The organism is Rhizobium sp. YS-1r (assembly GCF_000757525.1).
Taxonomy (GTDB): domain Bacteria; phylum Pseudomonadota; class Alphaproteobacteria; order Rhizobiales; family Rhizobiaceae; genus Neorhizobium; species Neorhizobium petrolearium.
The window spans coordinates 470110-494384 of record NZ_JPYQ01000056.1; the positions used below are offsets into that span (position 1 = coordinate 470110).

General features: G+C 60.4%; 34 protein-coding genes and 1 tRNA gene. 17 read left to right on the forward strand and 18 right to left on the reverse strand.

All coding sequences use genetic code 11. The features are described from left to right. Nucleotides 1–2 precede the first annotated feature (2 nt). From JL39_RS27870 to JL39_RS27890, 5 genes are all read right to left on the reverse strand, one after another. Nucleotides 3–887, reverse strand: coding sequence for a dienelactone hydrolase family protein (locus tag JL39_RS27870; RefSeq protein ID WP_037158485.1), 885 nt, complete (start codon nt 885–887; stop codon nt 3–5). 142 nt (nt 888–1029) lie between these two features. After that, nucleotides 1030–1449: an MAPEG family protein gene (locus JL39_RS27875; RefSeq protein ID WP_037158487.1), complete on the reverse strand. Its 420-nt coding sequence runs from the start codon at nt 1447–1449 to the stop codon at nt 1030–1032. Nucleotides 1450–1569: 120 nt separating this feature from the next. Continuing rightward, nucleotides 1570–3078 (reverse strand): IMP dehydrogenase, encoded by a 1509-nt coding sequence (gene guaB / locus JL39_RS27880; protein ID WP_037158489.1) that lies wholly within the window; start codon nt 3076–3078, stop codon nt 1570–1572. Between the two features lie 186 nt (nt 3079–3264). Next, nucleotides 3265–3906 (reverse strand): hypothetical protein, encoded by a 642-nt coding sequence (locus JL39_RS27885; protein WP_152601290.1) that lies wholly within the window; start codon nt 3904–3906, stop codon nt 3265–3267. A gap of 18 nt (nt 3907–3924) precedes the next feature. Next, nucleotides 3925–4914 (reverse strand): MBL fold metallo-hydrolase, encoded by a 990-nt coding sequence (locus JL39_RS27890; protein WP_037158492.1) that lies wholly within the window; start codon nt 4912–4914, stop codon nt 3925–3927. A 195-nt stretch (nt 4915–5109) separates the two neighbouring features. Between JL39_RS27890 and JL39_RS27895 the strand changes: the two genes are divergently transcribed. Then, nucleotides 5110–6513 (forward strand): MFS transporter, encoded by a 1404-nt coding sequence (locus JL39_RS27895; protein WP_037158493.1) that lies wholly within the window; start codon nt 5110–5112, stop codon nt 6511–6513. 1 nt (nt 6514) lies between these two features. On the opposite strand, the gene JL39_RS27900 is transcribed toward JL39_RS27895, so the two are convergent. Genes JL39_RS27900 through JL39_RS31365 form a run of 3 tightly spaced genes read right to left on the reverse strand, consistent with a single transcriptional unit; the run spans nt 6515 to nt 9071 of the window. Further along, a complete protein-coding gene (locus JL39_RS27900) occupies nt 6515–7252 on the reverse strand; it encodes an RlmE family RNA methyltransferase (RefSeq protein ID WP_037158495.1) in 738 nt (245 codons plus the stop codon). After that, entirely contained in the window at nt 7249–8808 is a 1560-nt protein-coding gene (locus tag JL39_RS27905; protein ID WP_037158496.1) for a Ppx/GppA phosphatase family protein, read from the reverse strand. The genes JL39_RS27900 and JL39_RS27905 overlap by 4 nt, the downstream gene beginning before the upstream one ends. Before the next feature lie 29 nt (nt 8809–8837). Continuing rightward, nucleotides 8838–9071 (reverse strand): hypothetical protein, encoded by a 234-nt coding sequence (locus JL39_RS31365; RefSeq protein WP_081953019.1) that lies wholly within the window; start codon nt 9069–9071, stop codon nt 8838–8840. A 13-nt stretch (nt 9072–9084) separates the two neighbouring features. Between JL39_RS31365 and JL39_RS27915 the strand changes: the two genes are divergently transcribed. The 9 genes from JL39_RS27915 (at nt 9085) to JL39_RS27950 (ending at nt 13340) form a co-directional block, all read left to right on the forward strand. Then, a tRNA-Gln gene (locus JL39_RS27915) sits at nt 9085–9158 on the forward strand. Nucleotides 9159–9280: 122 nt separating this feature from the next. Beyond that, a complete protein-coding gene (locus tag JL39_RS31860) occupies nt 9281–9487 on the forward strand; it encodes a hypothetical protein (protein WP_152601291.1) in 207 nt (68 codons plus the stop codon). 250 nt (nt 9488–9737) lie between these two features. Further along, nucleotides 9738–9947 (forward strand): cold-shock protein, encoded by a 210-nt coding sequence (locus tag JL39_RS27925; RefSeq protein ID WP_037159894.1) that lies wholly within the window; start codon nt 9738–9740, stop codon nt 9945–9947. 170 nt (nt 9948–10117) lie between these two features. After that, the gene (locus JL39_RS27930; protein WP_037158504.1) at nt 10118–10498 is read left to right on the forward strand and encodes a DUF6481 family protein; all 381 of its coding nucleotides are present in this window, start codon (nt 10118–10120) and stop codon (nt 10496–10498) included. Between the two features lie 86 nt (nt 10499–10584). Continuing rightward, entirely contained in the window at nt 10585–11655 is a 1071-nt protein-coding gene (locus JL39_RS27935; RefSeq protein ID WP_037159897.1) for a fatty acid desaturase, read from the forward strand. A 181-nt stretch (nt 11656–11836) separates the two neighbouring features. Further along, on the forward strand, nt 11837–12046 hold the full coding sequence (locus JL39_RS27940) for a cold-shock protein (protein ID WP_037158507.1): 210 nt from the start codon (nt 11837–11839) through the stop codon (nt 12044–12046). A 112-nt stretch (nt 12047–12158) separates the two neighbouring features. Next, nucleotides 12159–12329: a hypothetical protein gene (locus JL39_RS32245; protein ID WP_200884016.1), complete on the forward strand. Its 171-nt coding sequence runs from the start codon at nt 12159–12161 to the stop codon at nt 12327–12329. A gap of 427 nt (nt 12330–12756) precedes the next feature. Beyond that, a complete protein-coding gene (locus JL39_RS27945) occupies nt 12757–12996 on the forward strand; it encodes a DUF982 domain-containing protein (RefSeq protein ID WP_037158510.1) in 240 nt (79 codons plus the stop codon). Between the two features lie 77 nt (nt 12997–13073). After that, nucleotides 13074–13340: a DUF982 domain-containing protein gene (locus tag JL39_RS27950; protein WP_052183153.1), complete on the forward strand. Its 267-nt coding sequence runs from the start codon at nt 13074–13076 to the stop codon at nt 13338–13340. 83 nt (nt 13341–13423) lie between these two features. Here JL39_RS27950 and JL39_RS27955 read toward each other — a convergent pair whose 3' ends face one another. From JL39_RS27955 to JL39_RS27970, 4 genes are all read right to left on the reverse strand, one after another. Then, a complete protein-coding gene (locus JL39_RS27955; protein ID WP_037158513.1) occupies nt 13424–13684 on the reverse strand; it encodes a DUF1488 domain-containing protein in 261 nt (86 codons plus the stop codon). A gap of 54 nt (nt 13685–13738) precedes the next feature. Beyond that, nucleotides 13739–14032 (reverse strand): hypothetical protein, encoded by a 294-nt coding sequence (locus tag JL39_RS27960; RefSeq protein ID WP_081953021.1) that lies wholly within the window; start codon nt 14030–14032, stop codon nt 13739–13741. Between the two features lie 118 nt (nt 14033–14150). Continuing rightward, nucleotides 14151–14396, reverse strand: coding sequence for a hypothetical protein (locus tag JL39_RS27965; RefSeq protein WP_037158516.1), 246 nt, complete (start codon nt 14394–14396; stop codon nt 14151–14153). Between the two features lie 68 nt (nt 14397–14464). Next, the gene (locus tag JL39_RS27970; protein WP_037158519.1) at nt 14465–14662 is read right to left on the reverse strand and encodes a hypothetical protein; all 198 of its coding nucleotides are present in this window, start codon (nt 14660–14662) and stop codon (nt 14465–14467) included. A 645-nt stretch (nt 14663–15307) separates the two neighbouring features. Between JL39_RS27970 and JL39_RS27975 the strand changes: the two genes are divergently transcribed. Continuing rightward, entirely contained in the window at nt 15308–16081 is a 774-nt protein-coding gene (locus tag JL39_RS27975) for a hypothetical protein (protein ID WP_052183154.1), read from the forward strand. A 262-nt stretch (nt 16082–16343) separates the two neighbouring features. Here the strand turns inward: JL39_RS27975 and JL39_RS27980 are convergent, their stop codons facing one another. The 5 genes from JL39_RS27980 to JL39_RS28000 form a co-directional block, all read right to left on the reverse strand. Then, the gene (locus tag JL39_RS27980; protein ID WP_037158526.1) at nt 16344–16601 is read right to left on the reverse strand and encodes a hypothetical protein; all 258 of its coding nucleotides are present in this window, start codon (nt 16599–16601) and stop codon (nt 16344–16346) included. Between the two features lie 143 nt (nt 16602–16744). Next, nucleotides 16745–17119, reverse strand: a complete 375-nt coding sequence (locus tag JL39_RS27985) for a hypothetical protein (RefSeq protein ID WP_152601292.1) — start codon at nt 17117–17119, stop codon at nt 16745–16747. Nucleotides 17120–17187: 68 nt separating this feature from the next. Further along, a complete protein-coding gene (locus tag JL39_RS27990; RefSeq protein WP_081953022.1) occupies nt 17188–17529 on the reverse strand; it encodes a nuclear transport factor 2 family protein in 342 nt (113 codons plus the stop codon). 4 nt (nt 17530–17533) lie between these two features. Next, nucleotides 17534–17935: a VOC family protein gene (locus JL39_RS27995; protein ID WP_037158532.1), complete on the reverse strand. Its 402-nt coding sequence runs from the start codon at nt 17933–17935 to the stop codon at nt 17534–17536. A 10-nt stretch (nt 17936–17945) separates the two neighbouring features. Then, nucleotides 17946–18689, reverse strand: a complete 744-nt coding sequence (locus JL39_RS28000) for an SDR family oxidoreductase (RefSeq protein ID WP_037158535.1) — start codon at nt 18687–18689, stop codon at nt 17946–17948. Between the two features lie 132 nt (nt 18690–18821). On the opposite strand from JL39_RS28000, the gene JL39_RS28005 reads away from it, so the two are divergent. Then, on the forward strand, nt 18822–19736 hold the full coding sequence (locus JL39_RS28005; protein ID WP_037158538.1) for an AraC family transcriptional regulator: 915 nt from the start codon (nt 18822–18824) through the stop codon (nt 19734–19736). On the opposite strand, the gene JL39_RS28010 is transcribed toward JL39_RS28005, so the two are convergent. Then, complete coding sequence (locus JL39_RS28010; protein WP_037158541.1) at nt 19711–20604, reverse strand: LysR family transcriptional regulator; 894 nt, start codon at nt 20602–20604, stop codon at nt 19711–19713. The two genes, JL39_RS28005 and JL39_RS28010, sit on opposite strands and share 26 nt — an antisense overlap. A gap of 106 nt (nt 20605–20710) precedes the next feature. On the opposite strand from JL39_RS28010, the gene JL39_RS28015 reads away from it, so the two are divergent. The 5 genes from JL39_RS28015 to JL39_RS32710 all read left to right on the forward strand — a co-directional run. Next, the gene (locus JL39_RS28015; RefSeq protein WP_037159907.1) at nt 20711–21343 is read left to right on the forward strand and encodes a glutathione S-transferase family protein; all 633 of its coding nucleotides are present in this window, start codon (nt 20711–20713) and stop codon (nt 21341–21343) included. 45 nt (nt 21344–21388) lie between these two features. Then, on the forward strand, nt 21389–22159 hold the full coding sequence (locus tag JL39_RS28020; RefSeq protein ID WP_081953023.1) for an enoyl-CoA hydratase/isomerase family protein: 771 nt from the start codon (nt 21389–21391) through the stop codon (nt 22157–22159). Nucleotides 22160–22212: 53 nt separating this feature from the next. Next, nucleotides 22213–22887 (forward strand): peroxiredoxin-like family protein, encoded by a 675-nt coding sequence (locus tag JL39_RS28025; protein ID WP_037158547.1) that lies wholly within the window; start codon nt 22213–22215, stop codon nt 22885–22887. Between the two features lie 58 nt (nt 22888–22945). After that, on the forward strand, nt 22946–23659 hold the full coding sequence (locus JL39_RS28030; RefSeq protein WP_037158549.1) for an SDR family oxidoreductase: 714 nt from the start codon (nt 22946–22948) through the stop codon (nt 23657–23659). Nucleotides 23660–23907: 248 nt separating this feature from the next. After that, on the forward strand, nt 23908–24275 hold a 368-nt coding region (locus tag JL39_RS32710; RefSeq protein ID WP_244446973.1), incomplete at its 3' end, for a peptide-methionine (S)-S-oxide reductase.

Here is a 24275-nt window from a genome sequence, read left to right on the forward strand (position 1 = left end):
TGTCAAGCCAGGTATTTCTTGAAGAAGTCCACCGTGCGGCTCCAGGCCAGGTCCGCGGCCGCCTTGTCATAGCGGGCCGATGACGTGTCGTTGTTGAAGGCATGGTTGGCGCCCTCATAGACGAAGATCTCGAAGGTTTTTCCGCCCTTCTCCAACGCCTCCCGGAAGGCGGGAATGCCTGCGTTGATGCGTTCGTCGAGCCCACCATAGTGCAGCATGAGCGGCGCCTTGATCGCCGGCACGTCTTCTGCTTTCGGCTGCGATCCGTAGTAGGCAACACCGGCGTTGAGGTTCGGCGACTTCACGGCAAGATTATTGACGGCTCCACCACCCCAGCAGAAGCCGACGGCACCGACCTTGCCGTTCGCGCCGCTGATGCCGGCGAGATAGACGCGGCTTGCCTCGCCATTGGCCGCAACCCCGTCGGCGTCAAGCGACGAGAACATCTGGCGCGCCTGATCCTCGTCGGCCGGCGTGCCGCCCTGCGGCGACAGGAAATCGACGGCCAGCGCGTTGAAACCCTCAAGCGCCATGCGGCGTGCGACGTCCCTGATATGGTTGTTGAGGCCGCGGTTCTCGTGAATGACAATCACCCCGCCCAATGATCCGGAAGCATTCTTCGGGCGCACGAGATAGGCCTTCATCGTCGCGCCGCCGGCGCCCGGATAGGTGACCTCCTCGGCCGTCAACCGCTCGTCATCGGCAGGAATAATATCCGCCCTTGCGCTGTTGGCGGCAAACATCGGCGCAATCGCCGCCGCGGCCGCACCTGAACCGGCAAGCTGCGTCAGCTTCTCCATGAAGCGGCGACGGTCAAGGGTGAGATGGGTATACTCATCATAGGCGTTGATCATCGCCTGGGTGATCTTCGGAACTTCGTTGTCCATAGCGCTTTCCTCCTAGCGATCGCTCGGAGGAAAGCTAACGCCAGTCGACTGGCTTTCAGATGAAAAACCCTGTGATTTTCGCAGGATAGGCTACACTTGTTCGTGAGCACAAGTTGATCGCAACTGGCCTTCTTCCGCTCTGTCAGTTCAGAGCCAGCCAGACGGCGAGCCAAATCCACATCGCCAGCAAGGAGAAGAAACCGGCGATAAACAGCGGACGGCGATAGCGCAGCCGGTTGCTGGTGAGATGTACATAGGAATGGACATAACGGGAAAGAACGAAGATCCAGGAGAGGGCGACGGTGCCCCAATTGTCTGCGGTCGAGGCGTAGAGAGCGAGGCAGGCGCCGTGAAACAGGACCGGCAGTTCGAACTGGTTCTTGAGGTTGTTATGAATCAGCAGACTTTCAGGCGGTTCCTGGCGGTTCTCCCGAAACTGCCCCGCCTCGGCGCTGCCTGCCTTTACCGCTTCGGCGCGTTTCCTCGACAAGAGCCAATAAAGAAAGAATACCAGCGCGGCATGCGCGATCATCGGCCAAAGGGTGGCATTGGTGGAAAGCATCAGTCCTCCGGATCATCCGGTAGAAGCAATACAGTTCGTCTGCGGGAGACACAATGACACCCTCGAAAAGAGAATGGCGCCAGTTGGGCGCCATTCGTCTTCAGCCCCTTCGGCCAGAATTTACACGCCGGCGCCGGGATAATTCGGGCTCTCGCGGGTGATCGTCACGTCATGGGCATGGCTTTCGCGCAGGCCGGCCCCTGAAATACGCACGAAGGTGGCTCGCTCCTGGAATTCCTTGATCGTGGCGCCGCCGACATAACCCATAGCCGCCTTCAGGCCGCCGCCGAGCTGGTGCAGCACGCCGGAAACCGGGCCCTTGTAGGGCACCTGGCCCTCGATGCCTTCCGGCACGAGTTTCAGCGTGTCGCGGACTTCCGCCTGAAAATAACGATCGGCCGAGCCGCGCGCCATGGCGCCGACCGAACCCATGCCTCGATAGGATTTGAAGGACCGCCCCTGGTAGAGATAGACTTCGCCGGGGCTTTCGTCGGTGCCGGCCAGCAGCGAACCGACCATCACGGCCGAGGCACCGGCGGCGATCGCCTTGGCCATATCGCCGGAGAACTTGATGCCGCCATCGGCGATGACCGGGATGTTCCGCTCACGGGCCGCTTCGACGGCGGCCATGATCGCGGCAAGCTGCGGCACACCGACGCCCGCGACGATGCGGGTCGTGCAGATCGATCCCGGCCCGATGCCGACCTTCACCGCATCCGCGCCGGCATCGATCAATGCCTTGGTACCATCCGCGGTGGCGACGTTGCCGGCCATGATGCGCACCGAATTGGAGAGCGTCTTGACGCGGGTGACGGCATCAAGCACGCGCTGGGAATGACCATGGGCCGTATCGACCACGAGAAGATCGACGCCCGCCTCGATCAGCCGCTCGGCGCGCTCGTAACCGTCATCGCCAACGCTGATCGCGGCGGCCGCGCGGAGGCGTCCCTGCGCGTCCTTCGAGGCATTCGGATTGAGCTGCGACTTCTCGATATCCTTGACGGTGATGAGGCCGACGCAGCGGCCCTCGCCGTCGACGACCAGCAGTTTTTCGATGCGGTGCTTGTGCAGCAGGCGCTTGGCTTCCGTCTGATCGACGCTGCTTTCCTTGACCGTGATGAGGTTTTCGCGGGTCATCAGTTCGTAGATGCGCTGGGTGGGATCGGAGGCGAAGCGGACGTCGCGGTTGGTTAGGATGCCGACGAGCCGACCCGCCGTGTGGCCGCCGGAGCCACCGTTCTCGACCACCGGAATGCCGGAAATGCCATGCGCCTTCATGAGCGAAAGCGCCTCGGCAAGCGTCGCATCCGGGCCGATCGTCACCGGATTGACGACCATGCCGCTTTCGAACTTCTTGACCTGCCGGACTTCCTCGGCTTGTTCGATGGGGGTCAGGTTGCGGTGGATGACGCCGATGCCGCCCGCCTGCGCCATGGCGATTGCCAGCCGGCTCTCGGTTACCGTATCCATGGCCGCCGACAGGATCGGCAGGTTGAGATCGATATCCTGGGCGATGGTCGTGGAGATGTTGGTCTGCCCCGGCATCACCTCGGAATGGCCGGGCTGCAGCAGCACGTCGTCAAAGGTGAGCGCGTCAGCGCCGGTGGCTGTTTCGATGATGCGTGCCATAACCAATTTCCTTCAGTTAATAGAAGATCGTCCCGGCGGGGGAGTGGCCGGAAGCGATCCTCACGGATGGGAAGTTGGCGAGGGCTCGTACCACGTCTTGGTGGCGATGGGAACAGCCGGTGAGGGCAAAAATGCCGACACCGGCATAATTTCATCGCCGCGTCATTCATCACCAAGGGGCGGATGTCATTTGCGTGAAGCGCAACGCTCGAAAGCAGGAAGGTGGTTGTTCTGCGAAGCAGCGCTCAGACGCTCGAATACGACTGCGATATCGGCGTAGGACGAAACCGCCGGCAGAAGCTCTTTTTGATAGAGATCGCGATTGGCGATCTCCGCCTCCACGCCCATGCGACAGGCTTCCGCCAATGTGGCCGGAACCTGAACCTTCACGGCAGCGGAATTCAACTGATCGTTTCGCGGCACGTCCAGACCATAAATGCGCATCAGGTCGGAAAGCATCGCCGAATGCGTCCTTTCCGATTCGACAATGTTGGCAAACGGCCGGATGCTTCCGAATCTGGCCATGACCGCTTCATAAAATGCTTCCGCATGATATTCGTCGGAGAGCGCGCGGCTCAGAGCCTGCGAAGCGGCCTTGTCCAGCGTTGCAGCCGCGAGCGTGGGACCGGGTGAAGCGATTGCCAGGGCAAGGCTTGCGATAATGGCAGGAATGTATTGCATGACAGTATTTCTCCTGAGTTGGCGAGGAAAGACTGCCGTGAGTACAAAAACTTCCGCTTGACCTAGATCAACATTACAAAAATCTAATAATCCTACGATTTCGTAACAAAATATTCCCCCACACCGGGGATGAGGGAGAAAGATCATCCAAAGCGGATTTCCTGGTCAAATATCGAACTGATAGCTCTTCGGCACGAAACGGTAGCCGGTCTCCTGTTTCTCGACGAAGCCCACCGCGGGGAACGGCATATGATAGCCGAGGAAGGCAACCTTGTCGGTGGCCACCATATCGAACACCTTCTTTCGAGAAGCCGCCGCCTCTGCCTTGTCCATATCGAAACGCACTTCCCAATCGGGACGTTCGAGCGACAGAATGTAATGATTGGCGGTATCGGCCGTCAGAACCAAACGCCTGCCTTCCGACTCGATGTTGAAGATCAGATGACCCGGCGTGTGCCCGGGCGCCAGCAAGGCCGTAATTCCGGAGACGACTTCCCCACCGTCCTGCAGAAAGGTCATCTTGTCCGCATGAGGCTTCACATTGGAAAGGACCGCCTTGTGATTGCCCTCGGCGGGCGTGCCGGCGCGAGCCGTATCGGTCCAGAAATCGTATTCCGCCTGACCGGTAACATAGCGTGCCTTGGAGAATGCCGGCTTGCCGTCCTCCATGATGCCGCCGATATGGTCGCCATGCATATGGGTGATGACGACGATCGAGATGTCCTCCGGCATGTATCCGGCAGCCGCAAGCCCCTCCACCAGGCGCCCGCCGCCCTGGGCGCGGGCCGCCTTGCCGAGACCGGTGTCGAAAAGGATGACATCGCTGCCGGTATCGATCAGCGTCGGGGAGAAACTGTTCACGAACTGGTCCGTCGGCAGGAAGTTCTGCGTAAGCAGTTCGCCTACAGTTTCCGGCGGCTGGTCGGTTCCGAAGATTTCGCCCGGATTGCCGGAGGGACGGGCGCCATCCTTAACTACCAGAACCTGAAAGCCGCCGACCTTGAACTGGTGAATGTCCGGCGGCGTTACGCGATCGATCTCCAGCGGCTTGTTCTCCTGCGCGAAAACACGGCTCCTGATGATCGCGGGGGAAGCGATAATTCCCAGGCCGGCGGTGCCAAGCAGCGCACGCCTGCCGATTTCAAAAGACGTCATGATCTTGTTCCCTCTTGTGCCATCGCAGAACCCGCCCCGAATCCGCGGATGGGGAAGAACATAACCGCCGTCTGCGACAGGGAAATCCGATCTCACGCAGACGTGACACAAAATGGCAAAAGGTGAGATTCTGCAATTGGCAGAGGGGATCAACAGGTTTACAGGGAGGCCGTTGCGCTGACCGCTGGCCCCCTCATGAACCGTATCATCCCGCTTATCCTTGCCGTCGCCCTCTTCATGGAGCAGATGGACTCGACCGTCATCGCGACGGCGCTTCCAGCAATCGCCGCCGACCTCAATGTCGGACCGATCACGCTCAAACTGGCCCTGACCTCCTACATGGTGGCACTCGCCATGTTCATCCCGATTAGCGGCTGGATGGCCGACCGCTTCGGTGCAAAAAAGATCTTCCGGCTGGCGATCCTCGTCTTCGTCATAGGCTCGATCTTCTGCGCGGTTTCATCCTCGCTGATCGAATTCGTGCTGTCGCGCTTCCTGCAGGGCATGGGCGGCGCGATGATGACGCCGGTGGGCCGGCTCGTGCTGCTGCGCACGACCAAGCGCAGCGAACTCGTCTCGGCCATGGCCTTGCTGACCATACCGGCCCTGATCGGACCACTCACCGGCCCGCCGATCGGCGGCTTCATCACCACCTATTTCACCTGGCACTGGATCTTCCTGATCAACGTGCCCGTCGGCCTTCTCGGCATATACCTTTCCACCATCTTCCTGCCGGACGTGGAGGCCACCAATCCGCCATCGATCGACTGGCGGGGCTTTCTGCTCACGTCGACCACCGCGGCGGGCACCGTCTTCGGGCTCTCCGTCATCAGCCTGCCGGCGCTGCCTCCCGCTGTCGGCATCTCAGCCACGGCCATCGGGCTCGCCGCCGGCATCGCCTATTTCGCTCACGCGCGAAACCATCCGGCACCGATCCTCAACTTCAGGCTCTTCCAGAATGAAGCCTTCCGTGCGGCAAGCACCAGCGGCACCCTGTTCCGCATCTCGACTGGCGCCATTCCTTTCCTGATGCCGCTGATGCTGCAGCTCGGCTTTGGCCTCAACCCCTTCCAATCCGGCCTCATCACCTTCGCCGGGGCTCTCGGAGCGCTGATGGTGAAATTCGTCGCCCGCCGCGTGTTCGCACTCACGGGCTTCAAGGTGACGTTGATTGTTTCGGGCATTCTCGGCGCCGCCACGACCGCCGCCAACGGCTTTTTCACGCCGGAGACGTCGCATGCCCTCATCGTCGCCTTCCTGCTGATGTCGGGCTTCTGCCGTTCGTTCTTCTTCACCGGTTCGAACGCGCTCAGCTATTCGGAGATCAGCGACGAGCAGGCAAGCCAGGCGACGTCGATCGCCTCGGTGCTCCAGCAGATCAGCCTCGCGCTCGGCGTCGCCTTTGCGGCCTTCATCCTCGAAGCGTCGGCGGCCGTTTCGGGAGCGCATCTCCAGCTTGCCGATTTCCACCTCGCCTTCTTCCTGGTGGCCGCCCTTTCGCTTCTCTCGATCGGCCCGCTGCTCAGGCTCGATCCGATGACGGGCGCGGCCGTTTCCGGCCATCGCGCCGGAAGGATGCAACCGGAAGCGGGCGAATAGATCAGGCTTGGTCGTCTGCGCCGGCGTCTTCCGCTTTGCGACCTTTGAAATGCTTGGCGAGCAGGAACATTTCCACCGATTCAGCGCGCGAAGCGGCGGGCTTCACATGGATGACCTGCCTGAAATTCCGCTTCAGCATGTCGAGCAGTTCGCGCTCCGTGCCGCCCTGGAAGGTTTTTGCCAGAAAATGGCCGCCCTCGCCCAACACCTCGACCGCAAAATGCGCAGCCACTTCGCAGAGATACATGGTGCGAAGATGGTCCGTCCTCTGGTGGCCGGTCGTGGGCGCTGCCATATCGGAGATGACGAGGTCCGGCGTGCCGCCGATTGCTTCCATCAAAAGCCGCGGCGCCTCGGGATCGAGGAAGTCGAGCTGCAGGACCTTCACGCCCGGCAAAGGCGCCATTTCCAGGAAATCGATCGCCGCAACGCGGATATCCTCGTCCGTCGAATTGGTGACCTTTGCCGCGATCTGCGACCAGCTTCCGGGAGCGGCTCCAAGATCGATGATCCGGCGAGCGCCCTTCAGGATGTGATGCTTCTCGTCGATTTCCAGCAGCTTGAAAGCCGCGCGGGCGCGATAACCTTCCAGCTTGGCCCGCTGCACGTAAGGATCGTTGATGTGGCGCTCGATCCAGCGGCGGGAAGAGGCCTTGAGCTTGCCTTTTTTGACCTTCTGGCCGAGTTTACGGCCGGTGCGATTGCCGGCGCCGGGAGATTTGGAGGGTGGTTTCGTCATCGCCTCGCCCCCGCTTCCTCATGTCCGCCGGTACCCGGCCTGCGCGGCCGTACGCGACGCCAGACGCCGTCATCCGCCATCATATCCGTCAACAATCCCTCGCGCAGGCCGCGGTCGGCCACCCGCATGCGCGGGCTTGGCCAGCGGCGCCGGATCGCCTCGAGGATGGCACAACCGGCGAGCACCAGATCGGCGCGATCCGGTCCGATGCAAGGGTTGGCCGCCCGGCCGGCGAAATCCCAGGAAAGAAGCTTTGCCTGCATGGCGGTCACTTCCGCATCGGTCAGCCACAATCCGTCGACCTTGCGGCGATCATAGCGCGGCAGATCGAGATGCACGCCTGCGAGTGTGGTCACCGTGCCTGACGTACCGATCAGGTGGAAATCTTCAGCGCCCGGACGGTAAACCGGACCGAGCGGCGGGCAATCGAAACTCGCCAGCATGCCTTCGACTTCCGCCACCATGGCCGAAAAGACTTCCGGCGTCACATCCCGCCCGCCGTGACGTTCCGACAGGGTAACAACGCCTACCGGCAGGGATGTCCAATGGGTGATGTGGTTGGCGAGCCGGCTCGAACGGTTGTTGCCGATGCGGATGACGGCGATCTCCGACGAGCCGCCGCCGATATCGAAGAGCACGACCGAGCGCGCTTCGCGGCCGACCAGTGACGAGCAACCGGAAACCGCAAGCCGAGCCTCCGTTTCCCGATCGATGATTTCCAGCTCCAGCCCTGTTTCCACCGTCACCCGGGCGAGAAACTCCTCGCCATTCACGGCAGAGCGGCAAGCCTCGGTGGCGATCAGCCGCATCCGGCGTACCGGCTTGTTGGCAAGCTTGGCAGCGCAGATGCGCAAGGCCTCGACTGCCCGATCCATAGCCTCCAGCGACAGCCTTCGGCTCGCTGCAAGCCCCTCACCCAGGCGAACGATGCGCGAAAAGGCATCCACCACCCGGAACTGGCCGGGCCGTGTCGGCTGGGCGATCAGAAGGCGGCAATTGTTGGTGCCGAGATCCAGCGCAGCATAGAGATCGTTGACATAGATGGGCCTGTCGCCCTGCGTATCCGGCGCGGACGCCTCACTCCCTGCCCTGCCTCGCATATCCCTGGCTTGTGTCGGCGCCGTTGCGGCAGGCGCCGGCATCCTTACGGCATTTGGGACCGCCTTTGCGGGGGCAAGCGGGCGCCCTTGCGGGCCACGACCACCACGATTCTTCTTGCGCCGGTTGCGGGATTTGCCGGAAGGCGGCTGGGCTTCGTTCTGGCCGTGGGCACGCTCTCCCGATACCGGAAATCCGGAGGCATGCGACGCCTCCTGAGAACCGCCGGATTTTGCGCGCCGACGCTTGCGCTTGCGCGCTGGCGGGCCTGTTTCCTGGGTATGGGGACGTCCGGCAGACGCGGCCGAATCGACCGAGTCCAAATGACCGAGCGACGCCGCGTTACGGCGTTTGCCGCCCCGCTTCGCCTTCTTGCGCCGGGAGGATCGCCCCTCTCCATGCGCTGCCGCCGACGCCCCGCCTTCCGGCGGCTTTGCGCCGCTATCGGGGTCCATCACTGTTTAAGTCCATCTTGCCGCGCAAAGCCTCAAAAAGGTATGCCGCTGGCGTCTGATCGTTTCGTTGGCGCAAGGATAACAGCATGATGCGCTTTCGCCAACGGCTTTTTGCCGGCTATCGCATAGCCTTCGATCCTCGCCTTTTTGGTGCCCGGCGAAGCCGGGCTTCGAAAGCCTGTTCGGCGCTCAATTTTTTCGAAATCGGTATTTGCAATCCGTCCGCTTTTGTTTATAAGCGCCGCACACCAGCCGAGCCGCTTCACCGGCCGCTTCTGCTGGGGAATAGTTCAATGGTAGAACAGCGGACTCTGACTCCGTCGATCTTGGTTCGAATCCAGGTTCCCCAGCCAATTCTCGCTAGATCCCCTTAATTCCTTGATTTTCCAGTCGTGCCGGATCCCGTTTTGGCGTCATTGGCGACCTGATGCCCAGAACTGATGCCCAAAGGTGATGCCCATAGCCGAGGAGGAGTGTGGCGTCGCTGGTGTTGCCGGTTCCCAATGAGCTGATCCGTTTAGGGTTTGAAGATTATTGCATCGCCGTAGTGCTTCGCGACCATGCCGGCCGCATCCTGATGGCGACCCGGCGGGACGCCACGGATGTGGCGCTCGACCGCGTTTGGACCTGCCATATCGAAGCGCCTCGAGATAAGCACCGAGGAATTGCCGACTGCGGATAGGCACAACGGCGACAACGGCATAGATGCGCCTCGCTCCAATGCTACCTGTAATTGTAAATCACCTTACCCTGAAGCCAAAATTTGACACTTGATCGTCGATGCTGTAAGCAACATTCATCGATGCTTTGTTTGCCGATATTTTGTTTTTGCTGCGCCTCGCGCTTCTTGACGAACTTTCCCTCTCAAAAGTCGAAACAACCGTCGTGCGTCGCCCGGCGGTAGGAATAATGTTGCTATGAAAGGGTTCGTCATGACCACTGGCACAGTTAAATGGTTCAACGCCACCAAAGGCTTCGGCTTCATCCAGCCTGACGACGGCAGTGCCGACGTCTTCGTTCACATCTCTGCCGTCGAGCGCGCCGGCATGCGTTCTATCGTCGAAGGCCAGAAGCTTAGTTTCGAACTGGAACGCGATCACAAGTCGGGCAAGATGTCCGCCGGCCAGCTGCAGGCCGCTTAAAGCTCTGGTTCGTCATGACCGCGGATGTACCGGCATGGCGGCAAAAGTTTGCGAGGGCCAGGCTATTGTCTGGCCTTTTCTGTTAACGGCATGGCCGGCGCGGATATCCGCGCGACTTTCGGCCGGCCTGTATACCGGCCTTTGACGGCTTGTTGACGAGGAAGACAAGATTGAGACACCCTAACGACAACAGCTTTGCGGAACGCCGCAAAACCGCGGCGGATGCCAGGCGGGAGCTTTTGGCGAAATTCGCGTCCGCTCCGAAACCGAGCGATCCCGCGATGCAGGAACGGCGCGCCGCGCGTGAAGCCATTGTCGCAGCCCGGGAGGCTCGCCGTGCCGAACGCGATGCCCTGAAGGCGGCGGAGAGCGAACGTATTCTGATGGAAGCGGCAGCCTTGACGGCAGCCGCGGAAGCCCATGAGAAGGCCGAGGCGGAAGCCCGGCAGGCGGAAATCAACGATCGCATTTCCCGCGTCGTCGCCGATGAAGCCGCCCGCAAGGCCGAACGCGATCGCCGCTACGCGGCCCGTAAGGCCCGTCAACGCTGACGGTTGAAAGATGTGCCTTGAAGCGGGCAGACGAATCCCGCGTCGATGGCGCTCACGCCGAGGCCAAGAAAAGCGAATGGAATTCCATGAACGCCAATGCCCATGCAATTGACGCGGCTTCCGGAGACGATGCCGGTATCTGGCTGAAGATCCTTTCGAAATACCGGCAGCCGCATTCCGGGCGGAGCGTTTTCGAGCTCCTCGTGACGGTTTTCCCTTTCGCAGTCTTCTGGGCCGGGGCCTATATCTCCGTCTTCCAGGGGTTCTGGCCGGGGCTGATCCTTGTCCTGCCGGCTGCAGCCTTTTTGCTGCGCCTCTTCATGATCCAGCATGATTGCGGACATGGCTCGTTTTTTGGCCGCCGGCGTCTCGACACCTGGACCGGCCGTGTCATCGGCGTGCTGACCCTGACGCCCTATGACTACTGGCGGCGGGCGCATGCCGGCCACCATGCCTCGGCGGGAAACCTCGATGAACGGGGTGTCGGCGACATCACCACGCTGACTGTCGCCGAATATTATTCCCTTTCCTGGTCGAGACGTCTGGCCTATCGGCTCTATCGGCACCCGCTCGTGATGTTCGGCGTCGGACCTGCATGGCTTTTTCTCCTCAAGCAGCGACTGCCCTTCGGCATGATGGGCTCCGGGGTCATGCCATGGATGTCCACCATGGCAACGAACCTGGCGGTCGCAATTCTGACCGTCCTTATGATATGGGCCGTCGGGCTCATCCCGTTCCTGCTGATCCATCTGCCGGTCGTGCTTATCGCGGGGGCGGCCGGCGTGTGGCTTTTCTACGTCCAGCACCAGTTCGAGGAGACGCACTGGTCGAAGACAGCTGAATGGCAGTTTCCCGAGGCTGCGCTTCATGGCGCCTCCCATTACGACCTGCCACCGGTGCTCCGCTGGATGACCGGCAATATCGGCGTTCACCACGTCCATCACCTGTCGAGCAGGATTCCCTATTACAGGCTGCCGGAGGTATTGCGCGACCATCCAGAACTGGGGGATATCGGCCGCATAACCCTGTGGCAGAGCCTGCAATGCGTCAGGCTCGTGCTCTGGGACGAAAGGAGCGGCAAGCTGGTTTCGTTCCGGGATGCCGCCAAGGTGGCCAGGCCGCCAGGTTGCGGCCTCAATCCCCGAACACAACCTTAATTAATTGCCGGCACATCTTGTTCTCACCACAGTTGAAGCCTATACGTATCTCATCGACTTTGCTTGTTGAGCTACGTTTCTGCACCGCAGGTGCCCGAGCTGATCTTCCCTCTCAAACTCGATTATGACCGCATTCGGCGATCGGCCGGTTGCGAACCTTTGTGATTGAAAGGAAGTCGGCATGAACGATGGTATCGTGAAATTCTTCAACACGGCAAAAGGCTTCGGCTTCATTCAGCCCTCCGATGGCTCCAAGGATGTGTTCGTTCACATCTCCGCCGTCGAACGCTCGGGCATGACCTACCTCAGTGAAGGCCAGAAGGTCAGCTATGACCTCGTGACGGACAAGCGCTCGGGCAAAAGCGCGGCCGAAAACCTTCAGACTGCCTAACCCACCAAGCTTCCGGTCTTTGACCGCGGATGTACCGGCACAGATCGTCGAAGCCTTGAGGAGGCCGGGTTCTCACCCGGCCTTTTGTTTTTCTTTCACGAAAGCGATTTTTATGAAAAAGACAGACGCACAACAGCAATCGAAGAGAGCTGAACGCCAGGTGGCGAATACCAGCGGAGGCGGGCATCTCGGCGGCACGAATTTCGGCCAGGGTTATGATGCCAAGACATCGTCGGCGAAAGGCAAGCAGGACAAGGGCCGCAGAAATACCGGCAAGCACTGACCGGCTTCCCCCATCACCGGTCGGAAGATGAGCCCGCCAGAAATGGCGGGTTTCTTTGTCGGCGGATCCGCCTGATCCGTCGAAGCCGTATTCCCGGGCACTATCACGACGATAATCCGGGGAAACTTCGCATTGGCGCGACATTTGCCAAACAAACGGCCGCCCCGGCCTTTGTTAAGACTTAATCACACTTCATCATTGATAGTCGGCAACAACTGATACGGGCGTTGTCGTAAGGGCGGCCAAAGTGCCCTAGCCCCAATCAAGGAGGACGACATGTCTTCCAGATCCCGACATTTTCTGCACAATTCATATGACATGGTGGCTCCCAGAGCGGTGGCAGGCCTGAGCTTTGCCCTCGTCATCTTCATGTTGTCGGAGGGATGGCTATGGTGAGAGTTCAACTCAGCCGGCCGGGAGGAAAACCATGCTGCTGACAGCACGATGGATGCCCCCGGTGAAAATCGGAAATGCTTCGATCGTCGGCCCTTTGGAGGCTCATCACTTCATGATGAAATCCTGGCCCCATGTGAAAGGGGCGCAGTTTGCGCTGGCGCATATGGCGATACTGGCAGCCCTGGACGGACGCCAGACGCCCCAGGAAGCCCGGGTCTCCTTTGATGGGGCGGTAAGGGAAGCCTGTCTGAATAAGAAGCACTCCATTTGAACATTTAAAAGACGGGCAGCTCCGCGACCCGTCATATTGGCGACGGCACCATATCAGCGATCAGTTATGGAGAACCCGTGGACTCGGACGTCATACGAATTGAATTTAGAACCCGCTGGAAAGTGCCGGTTTATGTGGCTATCGGAGATGAGCCGACCCGAAAGGTCAGTGGCCCTCAAGATGCCCTTCAATATCTGAGTGACAATAGGGCCATCCAGACAGGATTTCCTTACTGGAGAGCGCGCCATCGTTGTTACGATGCGTTGAAAGGCTTGATCACGCCTGAAGAAATGCGCGATGACTTCATCGCGGCATGCGCGCAGGCGGATTTTCGCCTGAGATAGCCGTAGCGTAGCCGGGTGCGTGCGCACTTTGCATTCCGGGTGGCCCTGGACCTTCGCAGGGCAGCTCCCGGAGACCGCAAGAGCTAGCCCAGATCCGCAGCTGTGAGCGTATAGGTCGTTCCGCGCTTGGGGTGATAAAGTCTCGTCGCGGCTTCCTGAATATCGGGGCGGGCCGCATCGAAGGCCTTGAGATAGTCCGTCTCCGACATTCCGGCCGACGTCTTTGCGAGCGCGGCCGCCTCCACAAAGAACCGAACCTCGAACATGCCGTCATAGCCGAGAAAGCGCACCACTTTGCGCACATCGTCGAAGCTGCGGCTCGTGTTCGGAAATAGAAGGGTCATGACGGCTCCGCTTCAAAAAATCAGGAACGCCGAAAGACCGGCGCTCTCGATGGATTACTTGTTCTTCAGAAGCCACATCTTGCCAGCCATGGTAATCCCGTGGGCGGCCTCTTGCGTCTTCCCGTCGGGATCGAGACTGCGCAGAAGTCCGAATTCCCGCAATGTGGCCAATGTCGACGACGTGAGAAACTTGATCTTTTGCGGCCGCTCCCGAAACCGGTCGTTCTTTGCATAGGTGACGGCGGCATCAAGGTGCGTCCATTTATCGTCCTCCCGCGGAAACAGGTCCCCTTCCTTGGCGAGTTTCAGGCCCCTAATCTGGGCGGGTGTAAGCGTGATCGTATTCACTGTTCAGTCCTTGCGTGGATAGAAAGATCTTTGAAAATTGTCGCCTATGGTCCCTCAGCCTGCGCTCGGAGGATTATGCGGACATAGCTGTCGGGCAAATCGCATCAGCACCGCCGCTTCAGAATTTCCGTCGCGTCAGCGGATATGCTTCGGCTTCGTAGAGCTTGCGCATCTGCATGCCATCGAAACGCGATTCATCGATTTCCAGCACGGACCCTCGAAGGAGAGAGGCCGGCATATCCTCGATCGCGAAGCGAAGAGCTTCTGCGGCGGAATCGAACCTCTTGTAGCGGAGGCGGCTCCTTCTGTTGATGGTCTTGCACGGGTAAAGCCCCGCACCTGCATTATAGTCGAAAGCCGCCATAAGTCCTGTTCCTTGCGATCGGAGGGAGATTTTGTCGAGGGCGGTCGGGCTTCACCGCTCTGGTGGCGTCAACGGAAAAACGAGGTCAGCCCGACGGTGTCCGTAGCCCGCTTTTCGAGACGCTGCTGCATCTCGGCGAGTTTCGTTTCCCGCTTCCGGAGAACTTGTCTGCTGCGAAAATCCTGCAGCTTCGCGGCATCGGATCCCTCTGCGGGATCTGGACGCTTGAACAGGCCTTCGGCGGCATGGCGGGTTGTCTTGATCATGATTGGCATCCTCAGTATGGCCGCCAGACGAGGGCGTCCGGCACAAACCTCTCCTCCAGCCGGGGGGCCGGAGTTCGCAACGTTCGCAAAATCAGGGTTTGCCAAGCAACCGGCTCAGCCGGGAGGATCAGGTAGCCGAAAGGCTGAAAACGTACCTTTTATATAGTGTTGCAGTGCGTCGCTTTCAAGACGCAGCACGAAGGGTCAAAGCCTTGCTTGCCAAAGGCAGAAATGAAGCTCAAGGTATTTTGTCGGCTGCAACTGGTCAGGGCGCTGCCGCCTGAGGGACGGATGTGCCCTAGCCCCGACAAGAGGAGGACGCGATGTCGTCCCGATCCTCGCATGCCAACTTCCTGCTTTATTTTCAGAAAATGCTCCTGAACGCAGACTGCGAAAGCGGGCGAAATCCAGGAAACCGTAAAGTTGGGATAGTCTCTGCCGCGGCTCGCAGGAGGCGGCACCTTCAGGGCCTGCCGCTCGTCGGTCCGGTAATATCGCCCGCACCCGCCGCTCCCCTGGAAACTCCGGAGAAAAAGCCGAAGCTTCGGTAGCCCCGCAATGCTCTTGGCTATTTCCCGCCCATCCGCGTCGCATCTCGGACCTTCGGCCTGAGATAGGCGGATACGGCCTATTGGAGACAAACTCATGCGCCAACCATCTTACAGGGCACTGACCCTGACGATAGCTATCCTCCTGCTTTTTGCATCGGTGCTCAGTTCCCAAGCGTTTGGCCAGTCCGCGAAGCCGGTACCTGCAAATGCTCAGGCCAGCCGCTTCGGCTCCGGCTGGGACTGCAACCGTGGCTTTCGAAAGCAGGATGATGCCTGTCATGAAGTGAAGCTTCCGGACAACGCCTTTCTGACGAACACATCTTACGGCAAAGGCTGGGATTGCCACTATGGCTTTCTCGAAAAGGCTGATCAATGCCTCGCCGTTCAGGTTCCGGAGAATGCCTACATCGACCCGTATTCCGGCGATCGCTGGAGATGCCTGCGTGGTTACCGTCAAAGCGACCTGGGCTGCGACCTTATCAAAGTTCCGGAGAACGCATTCTTGTCGGACACGACCCAAGGATCCGGTTGGGAATGCGAGAGGGGTTATCGGACAACCCAACAGGCATGCATCAGGCTAGAAGTCCCCGCCCACGCCTATCTGACAACCGGCGGAGACGAGTGGAGGTGCGATAGAGGCTTTGAGAAGAAGGAGCAGGCGTGTGTCGCCGTCCAGGTTCCGGAGAACGCTGTTTTCGTCGATGCGTCCTACGGGCAGAAATGGAAATGCGACCGAGGCTTCGAAACGAGGGCCGATGAATGCTTACGGATCGAGCTTCCTGAGAACGCGCATCTCAACTCGACCGGCAATGGCTGGGACTGTAGTCGTCCTTATCGGCTACGCGGCGGTGTCTGCGTCATGGATTGAAAGATAGTGGAGGCGCCATACGGTGCCTCCATCGAATTCATTTGGATTTCTTCCCCAGGCCAAGGCCGCTCTGAGCAAGCTTGACTTGTGCCCCCTGGGCCGCAGCCACTGGAGTTGCGCTCTTATCCTTCTTCGGTTTTCGAGCTTCCCGATTGCTGCGTATTTGACCCTTGGCCATTTTAGTCTCCCCTGTACCGGTGGTGTATGATTATTTCTGTTCGCGACGGATGCATCAGTCGCCTCGATATCGATCGAGGCCTCGTTATAGCAAAGGTTGTGCTGTATCCCTGCGCTCGCCCAGATAGGCAACGATACCCACGGATCGCGGCTTGCTAAAATCGGCTAAGCGGGACAGCGTGATGCCTGCTCCGGTGACGCCCGCCTGAAAGCGGCTGATGGCAACCTCCGCATGTCGAGCGCGCTCACCGGCTTCCTTGAGTTCGATATTCTCCCGGTATCCCGATCCACTAACCCGGACCAGATTACGCGCGATGTTCTTAGGATGAAGGATGGCAGACATGGCCTCCTCCTTTCATTGGGGCCAGGGTATGGATGCCCTGAAGCAGCAGCGCCCTTTAAACGGCTGCTGAAGTTCGAAGCATGCGCTCATGTCCCGACGAAAGCAACGGATAAGCGGCCTCGACACCGGAGCTGAAAGCTCAATCAGTCATGCTCTCCGCGGCGAGCGGCATCTTTTGCATTGACTATGGTGCAGTACATTTCAGCTTGCTTTTCGGACAGCTCCACAAGAAACCACGTTGAGGGTTTTGCGGGCAGGCCTGTGAAGACATCATAGACGGTCCAACTACGATCTATTTCTTCACGGACGGCATACCGCGCTGTCAGGTCTGCCATCCAATCCCCTTGAAGGATGGCAGCAGCCAGGACGGCATTTGCATCATCGATCATCCTCAAACTAGCATACAGGAAGTCGCGAGTCCTTCTCGCCACGTTTCTTTTCGCAATTGGTTGCGCTCCCCGGGAATCCGGGAAAGATTTCTCCCTGACCTGGGCATTCTGCGGGCCGAGCATGGCCACGCCAGACGTCTTGGGCTGAAAGGCATGCCTGTCGAGGCACGAACCAGATAGTATTTCTTCTTCTGTGATTATTCGAGATCAGCGTCGATGCGCGTGATGAGCCCATCTGCATTGACCGAGATGTCGAGGAGACCGATCTCGTGACCGAAGTCTCCGGTGAAATCGACCCGCACGCGGGCCTGGGTCCCGCCGATCGTCTCGATCGAGAGGATGCGTGTCACCGTGTGATAGCCGATGAAGTATCGCTCGACGTAATCGCGGATGCCTGGGTGGCCGTCAAAACGGTGGCCGGTCGACGGGTCGTCGATCACCGCATCCGTGGTGAACAGGGTCAATGCCGCGTCGGCATCGAAGGCGTTGGTAGCGGCGATCAGCGCATCTGCCGTCTCGCGCAGTGTATCTGCGGTCATCGCATCAGCTCCCGTGCTGCCAGCTCTTGAAGACGAACTCGAGGCTGTAGCCGTCCGGGTCGCGGACTTGCGCCGCATAGTAGCGGGGATCGTAATGAAGCTGCGGTCCGGGTACATGGATCTCGGTCGCCCCGGCCGCCAAAGCCTCGGCATGGGCGGCATTCACGATTGTCTCGGAGCCCGCGATAAAGCCGACATGCACGGCGCCGGGTGCAGCCGTGCCCTCTCTCAGCCAGAAGAACATTCTGCCTTTGGCACCGAAACCCTTGAGGTCGCGATGCCCAGCCGGGCCTTGGCTGCCGTCATAGTCGAGGCGGGCGGTGACCCCGAGGATCGTAAGCACCCTCTCGTAAAAGGCGATCGAGCGCCTGACATCGCTGACGGTCAGGAAGATATGATCGAGCATGGGAGCCTCCTCAGATGATGTAGCCGCCGGCGACTTCGATGTTCTGGGCATTGATCCAGCGGTTCTCATCCGACAGCAGGCTCGCGACCATGCAGCCGACATCGTCCGGTTCGCCGACGCGACCGAGCGCGATCTGCCCGGCGAGCAGAGTCTCGAATTCTTGGCTGAGGCCTCCGCCGAGTTCGGTACGGATCGGTCCCGGCGCAACGGAGTTGGCGCGGATGCGGCGCTCGCCGAACTCCTTGGCCATGTAGCGGGTCAGCACTTCGAGGCCGCCCTTGAACGAGGCATAGGGCGCAACGCCGACGGTGGCCACACGGCTGGTCGCGCTCGTCACGTTCACGATGTGACCGCCATCAGTCATCAGGGGAAGCAATGCCTGCGTGAGGAAGAACGGCCCCTTGAGATGCACGCGGAACAGCCCGTCGAACTCTTCTTCCGTCACCGTCGCAATCGGGTTGTAGAGCCCGTATCCCGCATTGTTGACGAGGAAGTCGAAGGTCTGGGCTTTCCAGGTATTTGCCAGCGCTTCGCCGACTGCGTCGCGAAACGCCGGGAAGGTCGCGCTGTTGCTGACGTCCAGTTCCAGAGCGACTGCCTTGCCGCCGTCAGCCTTGATCGTGCTGACGACCTTCTCGGCCGCTTGCCCGTTGCTGTTGTAGGTGAGGATGACGCCCATGCCGCGCCTGGCGCACTGGGTTGCGATGCTGGCGCCGAGGCCGCGACTTCCGCCGGTGATGATGACGATGCTCATTGGGTGCTCCTTCGATCGGATACCTGAGTGATAGCCGGCAAGTCCGCACGGCCGCTCGCACGATCCTCTTCGAATCTTGCCTATTGCTGCTTTCCCGTTGAATGTGAGGTACCCCTATGAAACAACAAACCCATGGACACGCAGCTTCAGGAACTGAGAAAATTGGCATCCCGGGCGGAGAACCGCCGCACGGAGACGGGTATTCCGCGCGTCGCCATGGTGCAGGGAGAGATTCCCGAACATCGGCTTGCCGCGGTCTACGATCCCATGGTCAATCTGATCCTGACGGGTTCGAAGACCATGACAGTCGGCGACCGCACGTTTCGCTACGATCCCGCAACGTATTTCGTCATGTCGGTCGATCTGCCGGCGGTCGGCTCCGTGTACCCGTCGGATGACGGAGATCCCTATCTTGCCATCAGCCTGACGCTTGAGCCGGTGATCGTCGCGAACCTGCTGGCGGACCTGCCCAAACCTGCCGGAGGTGAGCTCTACAGCCCCGGCTTCTCCGTCGCGCCTGTAACGCCGGAACTGCTTGATGCCTGGCTTCGGATGCTGCGCCTGATGGAGCGTCCGAACGAGGTCCCCGCCCTTGCTCCCGCCTATGAGCGGGAAATCCTCTTCCGGGTGCTGCAGGGGCCGCTCGGATGGATGCTGCGGGATATCGCGACACCTGACACTGCTCTTTCGCGGATCGGCATTGCCATCCAATGGATCAGGCAGAACTTCGCCAAGCCCCTGCGTGTCGAGACCCTGGCGGAGATGGCGGCGTTGAGCGTCTCAGCCTTTCACCGTCACTTCAAGGCCGTGACCGCGCTCAGTCCGCTCCAGTACCAGAAGCACGTGCGGTTGCTGCACGCGCGATCCCTCCTCATCGCGGGCGAAGGCAACGCCACATCCATCGCGTTCGGTGTGGGTTACGAAAGCCCGACGCAGTTCAGCCGCGAATACGCCCGGCAGTTCGGCCTGCCGCCGTCGAGAGACGCGGCGAGACTGCGCGAGAGAAATATTGCGGGTCCGATCATCGATTTCCATCACCTCGATTGACGACATCCTCAACGAAGTCCGCGAATGCCCGTGCCTTCGCACTCGCAAGCCTTCCGGTGGGAAAGACGGCCCATAAGCCGACATCCGGAAGCTCCCAATCCTCCAGCACACGACGAACTGCTCCCGTCTCAAGCTCGGGCCAAAACATCCAGTCGGAGGCGACCGCAAGTCCCATGTCAGCCAGAACGGCGGCCCGTATTCCTTCTGCGGCGCTGAAGCGGGCCCGGCCGCTCACCACGACGGATGCCTCAGTCCCCTGTTTCCAGAAGGTCCAGTCATTGCGGAGCTGGGTGTAGATGACCGCCTGATGCTCAGCGAGGTCCGCAGGTGTAGCGGGCACGCCATGTCGTTCGAGATAGGCCGGCGTCGCGATGACAGAACGGCGCCCGGACGTGACTCGCCGGGCGACCGCCGAGGAATCTGCAAGATCGCCCATCCGCAGCGCGATGTCGATGCCTTCCGAGACGAGATCGATGACGCGGTCGTCGAGGATCACGTCCACTTCAAGTCCTGGATGCGCTGCCATGAACTTCGGCAGGTGCGGCAGCATCATCAGTCTGGCAAAGGTCGTTGCCGCGCAGACTCGAAGGCGTCCCGAGAGGCCGGCACCGGCGCCTCTGGCCTCCAGTTCGGCCTCGTCGGCCTCCTGGATCGCCATCTTTGCGCGTTCGTAGAAGCGAACCCCGGCATCCGTCGGCGTCAAGCCGTGGGTGGAGCGGACGAGAAGGCGGACCTGAAGCCGATCCTCCAACTGGGCGATCGTCTTCGAGATCGCGGGCTGGCCGACGCCGATCTGCCTCGCCGCGCTCGAAAACGAGCCCGTTTCCACAACCCGCACAAACGCGGTCATCGCCTGTAGCCTGTCCATGCCTATTCCCTTTTGGAATAAGCATTATCGCCTCGACACGGCTGCCGCAATAGATCGGGAATGGCCATAACTCTCTCCAACGATAACATCGCCGATGGAGATGAACATGATCGAAGTGCATGCCTTCGTGACACCCAACAGCGTCAAGGTGCCGATTGCTCTGGAGGAGATGGGACTTGACTACGATCTGAAGCCCGTCAACGTCCGCAAGGGCGAGCAGAGGCAAGCGGCGTTCCTCGCCCTCAATCCGAACGGCAAGGTGCCCGTCCTGGTCGATGACGCCGGCGGCGAACGCCTCGTCCTGACGGAAAGTGCCGCGATCCTCGTCCATCTCGCGGAAAAGACGGGCAAGCTGCTGCCGACGGATGCAACAAGCCGTGCGCGAGTCTTCGAGCAACTCTTCTTCCACGCCTCGGGCCTGAGCCCCTCCTTCGGCAATGCCGGATTCTTCAAGCGCTCGTCGCCGGAGCCGCAGCCTATCGCGGAAGCCCGCTTCACCAGCGAGGCCGAACGTATCCTCGCGCTGCTTGAGGAGAAGCTCTCTGGCCAGCCTTTCGTCGCGACCAACAACTTCACCATCGCCGACATCGCCCATTTTGGCTGGCTCTGGCGTCGCCAGTTTCCCGGCCTGGTGCTCGACGGCCTGCCCAACCTGTCCCGCTGGTACGACACGGTCGCATCCCGTCCCGCCGTCCAACGTGCCCTCTCCCGCATCGAGGCTCTTGTCCCTGCCGCCTGATCCAATCCCTCCCGCATCCTCATCCCACCAAATAGGAGAATGACCATGCCCAACTTCGATAACTACAGATACGCCTTCCCGAATGCTCGTTTGACCCGCTCAGCAAACGGCGTCCTAGAGGTCGCGCTGCACACCGACGGCGGCAAGCTCGTCTTCAACGGCCACACCCACGAGCAGTTCGTCGACCTCTTTCATCAGATCGGCTCCGATCCTGATAACCGCGTCGTCATCCTGACGGGTTCCGGCGACGCCTTCATGGACGCGATCAGCCCCGAGGGCTTCGATTTCTTCTCGCCGCGCGGTTACGACAAGATCTTCCGCGAGGGCAGGAAGGTCCTCATGAACATCCTCGATATCGAAGTGCCTATGATCACGGCGCTGAACGGACCGGTCCTGCTGCATTCCGAATATGCCCTGTTGACGGACATCATTCTTGCAACGCCCGAAACCGTCTTCCAGGACAAGCCGCATTTCGACTTCGGCATCGTGCCCGGTGATGGCGTCAACCTGCTCTGGCCGGAAGTGATCGGCAGCATCCGCGGCCGGCATTTCATTCTCACCCGGCAGATCCTCGATGCGCAGACCGCCAAGGACTGGGGCGCCGTCAACGAGATCGTGCCGGCCGGCAGGCTGCTCGCCCGCGCCTATGAGATCGCCGAAGGCCTTGCCGCCCTGCCGCCGCTGACCAGCCGCTACACCCGCATCGCGCTGACCCAGAAGCTGCGCCGGATCATCGACGACGGTGCCGGTTATGGCCTCGCGCTCGAAGGCATCAGCGCCGCCGAAGTCGCCCGCTCCCTGGCGGACAACGGCTGACCATTCTCGCGTCCGTCATTCATCCAAACCAAGCTTATCAAGGAGATTCCATCATGACCCTGCAATCCAGGCTCGACGCCTTCAAGGCCGATTTCGAAGCCGGCAAACCGCCCTATAACGTGCCTTACTCCGTTATCGAAACCATGCGTCGCGCCACCGCAGAACTGATCGCCTCGGGTGCGGCCCAGCGTGCGCTGAAGGCCGGCGACAAGCTGCCGGCCTTCACGCTCTCAGACCCGGAGGGCAACACGGTCTCGTCCGACGGTCTCCTGTCGAAGGGACCGCTGGTCATCAGCTTTTACCGCGGTGTCTGGTGCCCCTATTGCAACATGGAACTGCAAGCGCTGCAGGAGGCGCTGCCGCAGTTCCAGGAACTCGGCGCAAGCCTGGTGGCGATCTCGCCACAGAATCCGGCCAACAGCCGCAAGTCCGTCCGACAGAACAACCTCGCGTTCCCGATCCTGTCGGACCCACACAACGATGTTGCAGCCGCCTTTGGCCTGCGCTTCGAAATGCAGGACTATCTGATCGAGCTCTACAAGTCGCTGAAGAACGACCTGCCCGCCTTCAACGGCGATCCGAGCTGGACCCTGCCGATGCCGGCTCGCTACGCCGTCGGCCAGGACGGAGTAATCCTCTACGCCGAGGTCAACCCGGACTACACCCGCCGTCCGGAACCTGAAGACATGCTGCCGGCGCTGCGCCGCGCCGCCTCGCTCTCCGCCTGATCGACATCCATTCAACAAGGCCTCGCTGCAGCAAGCGGAGAGGCCGAAAGGAGATCCCATGAAAAGAACGTTTCTGATCACCGGGGCCAGCAAAGGCATCGGCCTTGCCCTATCAAAGCGCCTCGCGGATCACGGAGACGCCGTTATCGGTATCGCACGCCATGCGTCCGAGGGATTCCCAGGCGAACTCCATCCTCTCGATCTTGCCGATGCGGCCTCCGGCGACAGGCTCGCGGCAATCGTCCGGGAAGCCAGAGTCGACGGCGTGGTCAACAATGTCGGCCTCGTTCGTGCGGAGCCCCTCGGCAACATCGCGGTCGCGACGCTTGAGGAAGTCATGCGTGTCAATCTCCACCCGGCGTTGTGCGCAGCGCAGGCGGCACTTCCGGGCATGCGCTCGCGGGGATGGGGCCGGATCGTCAATATCTCCAGCCTTACGGTGCTTGGCAGCGTCGAGCGAACGAGCTATGCGGCTGCCAAGGCTGCACTCGTCAGCTTCACCAGAAGCTGGGCGCTCGAGCTTGCCGTGACTGGTATAACGGTCAATGCGGTATCGCCAGGCCCCACCGAGACCGAACTATTCCGAATGAACAATGCTCCCGGCAGCGCGGGTGAGGCGCGTTATCTTGCCGGTGTTCCGATGCGGCGGTTCGGCAAGCCCGAGGAGACCGCCGCTGCCACTGCCTTCCTCCTATCCGACGATGCCGCATTCATCACCGGGCAGACCCTTCATGTCGACGGTGGAGCATCGATGGGGAAGGCGTCAATATAACCCAGATGTCAGTTATAACTAAGCCTTTGCAATCAGGTGATAATCCAGTTTCCCAAGCCAATCTCGATCTTTGTCTGCCGATGATCGTGAGAAACGCGTGTGACATCACATTTCAGTGTGTCGCGAGGATGTGTGTAACCAATCGCATCCCGCTTCCGTAAATGTACAGGAAAGCAGAGCTTGGCATCCGAGGCCATGCGCCTGTTCGGGGATCAGCCCACGCATCCGTTTCGGTTGAGGAGACCGTCATGCAACGCAGATCAAAAATGCCGAGGCTTGCCGGTGCAGCATCCGTTCTGGTGGTTCTGGCGTTCGGCATGGGCAGCGCCTCCGCGCAGGAAGGAATTGCCATCCCTGCGCCGGCGATCGACCATGCGCCAAACACAACCGACATGGAAACGGCGATCTTTGCCGGCGGCTGCTTCTGGGGCGTTCAGGGCGTATTCCAGCATGTCGAAGGCGTCACGAATGCCGTTTCCGGCTATGCCGGAGGCACCAGGGAGACGGCCCATTACGAGATGGTCGGATATGGCAGGACGGGTCATGCGGAATCCGTCAAGGGGACCTTCGATCCGAAGAGAGTAAGCTACGGACATCTCCTGCAGATCTATTTCTC

Coding starts and splice junctions, on each gene's coding strand:
- JL39_RS32245 (WP_200884016.1), top strand. CDS start 12,159: ATGAAAAAGACAGACGCACAACAGCAATCGAAGAGAGCTGAACGCCAG.
- JL39_RS27885 (WP_152601290.1), bottom strand. CDS start 3,906: ATGATCTTTCTCCCTCATCCCCGGTGTGGGGGAATATTTTGTTACGAA.
- JL39_RS28025 (WP_037158547.1), top strand. CDS start 22,213: ATGACCCTGCAATCCAGGCTCGACGCCTTCAAGGCCGATTTCGAAGCC.
- guaB (WP_037158489.1), bottom strand. CDS start 3,078: ATGGCACGCATCATCGAAACAGCCACCGGCGCTGACGCGCTCACCTTT.
- JL39_RS28000 (WP_037158535.1), bottom strand. CDS start 18,689: ATGAGCATCGTCATCATCACCGGCGGAAGTCGCGGCCTCGGCGCCAGC.
- JL39_RS28030 (WP_037158549.1), top strand. CDS start 22,946: ATGAAAAGAACGTTTCTGATCACCGGGGCCAGCAAAGGCATCGGCCTT.
- JL39_RS27945 (WP_037158510.1), top strand. CDS start 12,757: ATGCTGCTGACAGCACGATGGATGCCCCCGGTGAAAATCGGAAATGCT.
- JL39_RS27970 (WP_037158519.1), bottom strand. CDS start 14,662: ATGATCAAGACAACCCGCCATGCCGCCGAAGGCCTGTTCAAGCGTCCA.
- JL39_RS27895 (WP_037158493.1), top strand. CDS start 5,110: ATGAACCGTATCATCCCGCTTATCCTTGCCGTCGCCCTCTTCATGGAG.
- JL39_RS28010 (WP_037158541.1), bottom strand. CDS start 20,604: ATGGACAGGCTACAGGCGATGACCGCGTTTGTGCGGGTTGTGGAAACG.
- JL39_RS27870 (WP_037158485.1), bottom strand. CDS start 887: ATGGACAACGAAGTTCCGAAGATCACCCAGGCGATGATCAACGCCTAT.
- JL39_RS27940 (WP_037158507.1), top strand. CDS start 11,837: ATGAACGATGGTATCGTGAAATTCTTCAACACGGCAAAAGGCTTCGGC.
- JL39_RS27900 (WP_037158495.1), bottom strand. CDS start 7,252: ATGACGAAACCACCCTCCAAATCTCCCGGCGCCGGCAATCGCACCGGC.
- JL39_RS27935 (WP_037159897.1), top strand. CDS start 10,585: ATGAACGCCAATGCCCATGCAATTGACGCGGCTTCCGGAGACGATGCC.
- JL39_RS28005 (WP_037158538.1), top strand. CDS start 18,822: ATGGACACGCAGCTTCAGGAACTGAGAAAATTGGCATCCCGGGCGGAG.
- JL39_RS28015 (WP_037159907.1), top strand. CDS start 20,711: ATGATCGAAGTGCATGCCTTCGTGACACCCAACAGCGTCAAGGTGCCG.
- JL39_RS27890 (WP_037158492.1), bottom strand. CDS start 4,914: ATGACGTCTTTTGAAATCGGCAGGCGTGCGCTGCTTGGCACCGCCGGC.
- JL39_RS28020 (WP_081953023.1), top strand. CDS start 21,389: ATGCCCAACTTCGATAACTACAGATACGCCTTCCCGAATGCTCGTTTG.
- JL39_RS27980 (WP_037158526.1), bottom strand. CDS start 16,601: ATGTCTGCCATCCTTCATCCTAAGAACATCGCGCGTAATCTGGTCCGG.
- JL39_RS27995 (WP_037158532.1), bottom strand. CDS start 17,935: ATGCTCGATCATATCTTCCTGACCGTCAGCGATGTCAGGCGCTCGATC.
- JL39_RS27955 (WP_037158513.1), bottom strand. CDS start 13,684: ATGACCCTTCTATTTCCGAACACGAGCCGCAGCTTCGACGATGTGCGC.
- JL39_RS27965 (WP_037158516.1), bottom strand. CDS start 14,396: ATGGCGGCTTTCGACTATAATGCAGGTGCGGGGCTTTACCCGTGCAAG.
- JL39_RS27990 (WP_081953022.1), bottom strand. CDS start 17,529: ATGACCGCAGATACACTGCGCGAGACGGCAGATGCGCTGATCGCCGCT.
- JL39_RS27925 (WP_037159894.1), top strand. CDS start 9,738: ATGACCACTGGCACAGTTAAATGGTTCAACGCCACCAAAGGCTTCGGC.
- JL39_RS27875 (WP_037158487.1), bottom strand. CDS start 1,449: ATGCTTTCCACCAATGCCACCCTTTGGCCGATGATCGCGCATGCCGCG.
- JL39_RS27975 (WP_052183154.1), top strand. CDS start 15,308: ATGCGCCAACCATCTTACAGGGCACTGACCCTGACGATAGCTATCCTC.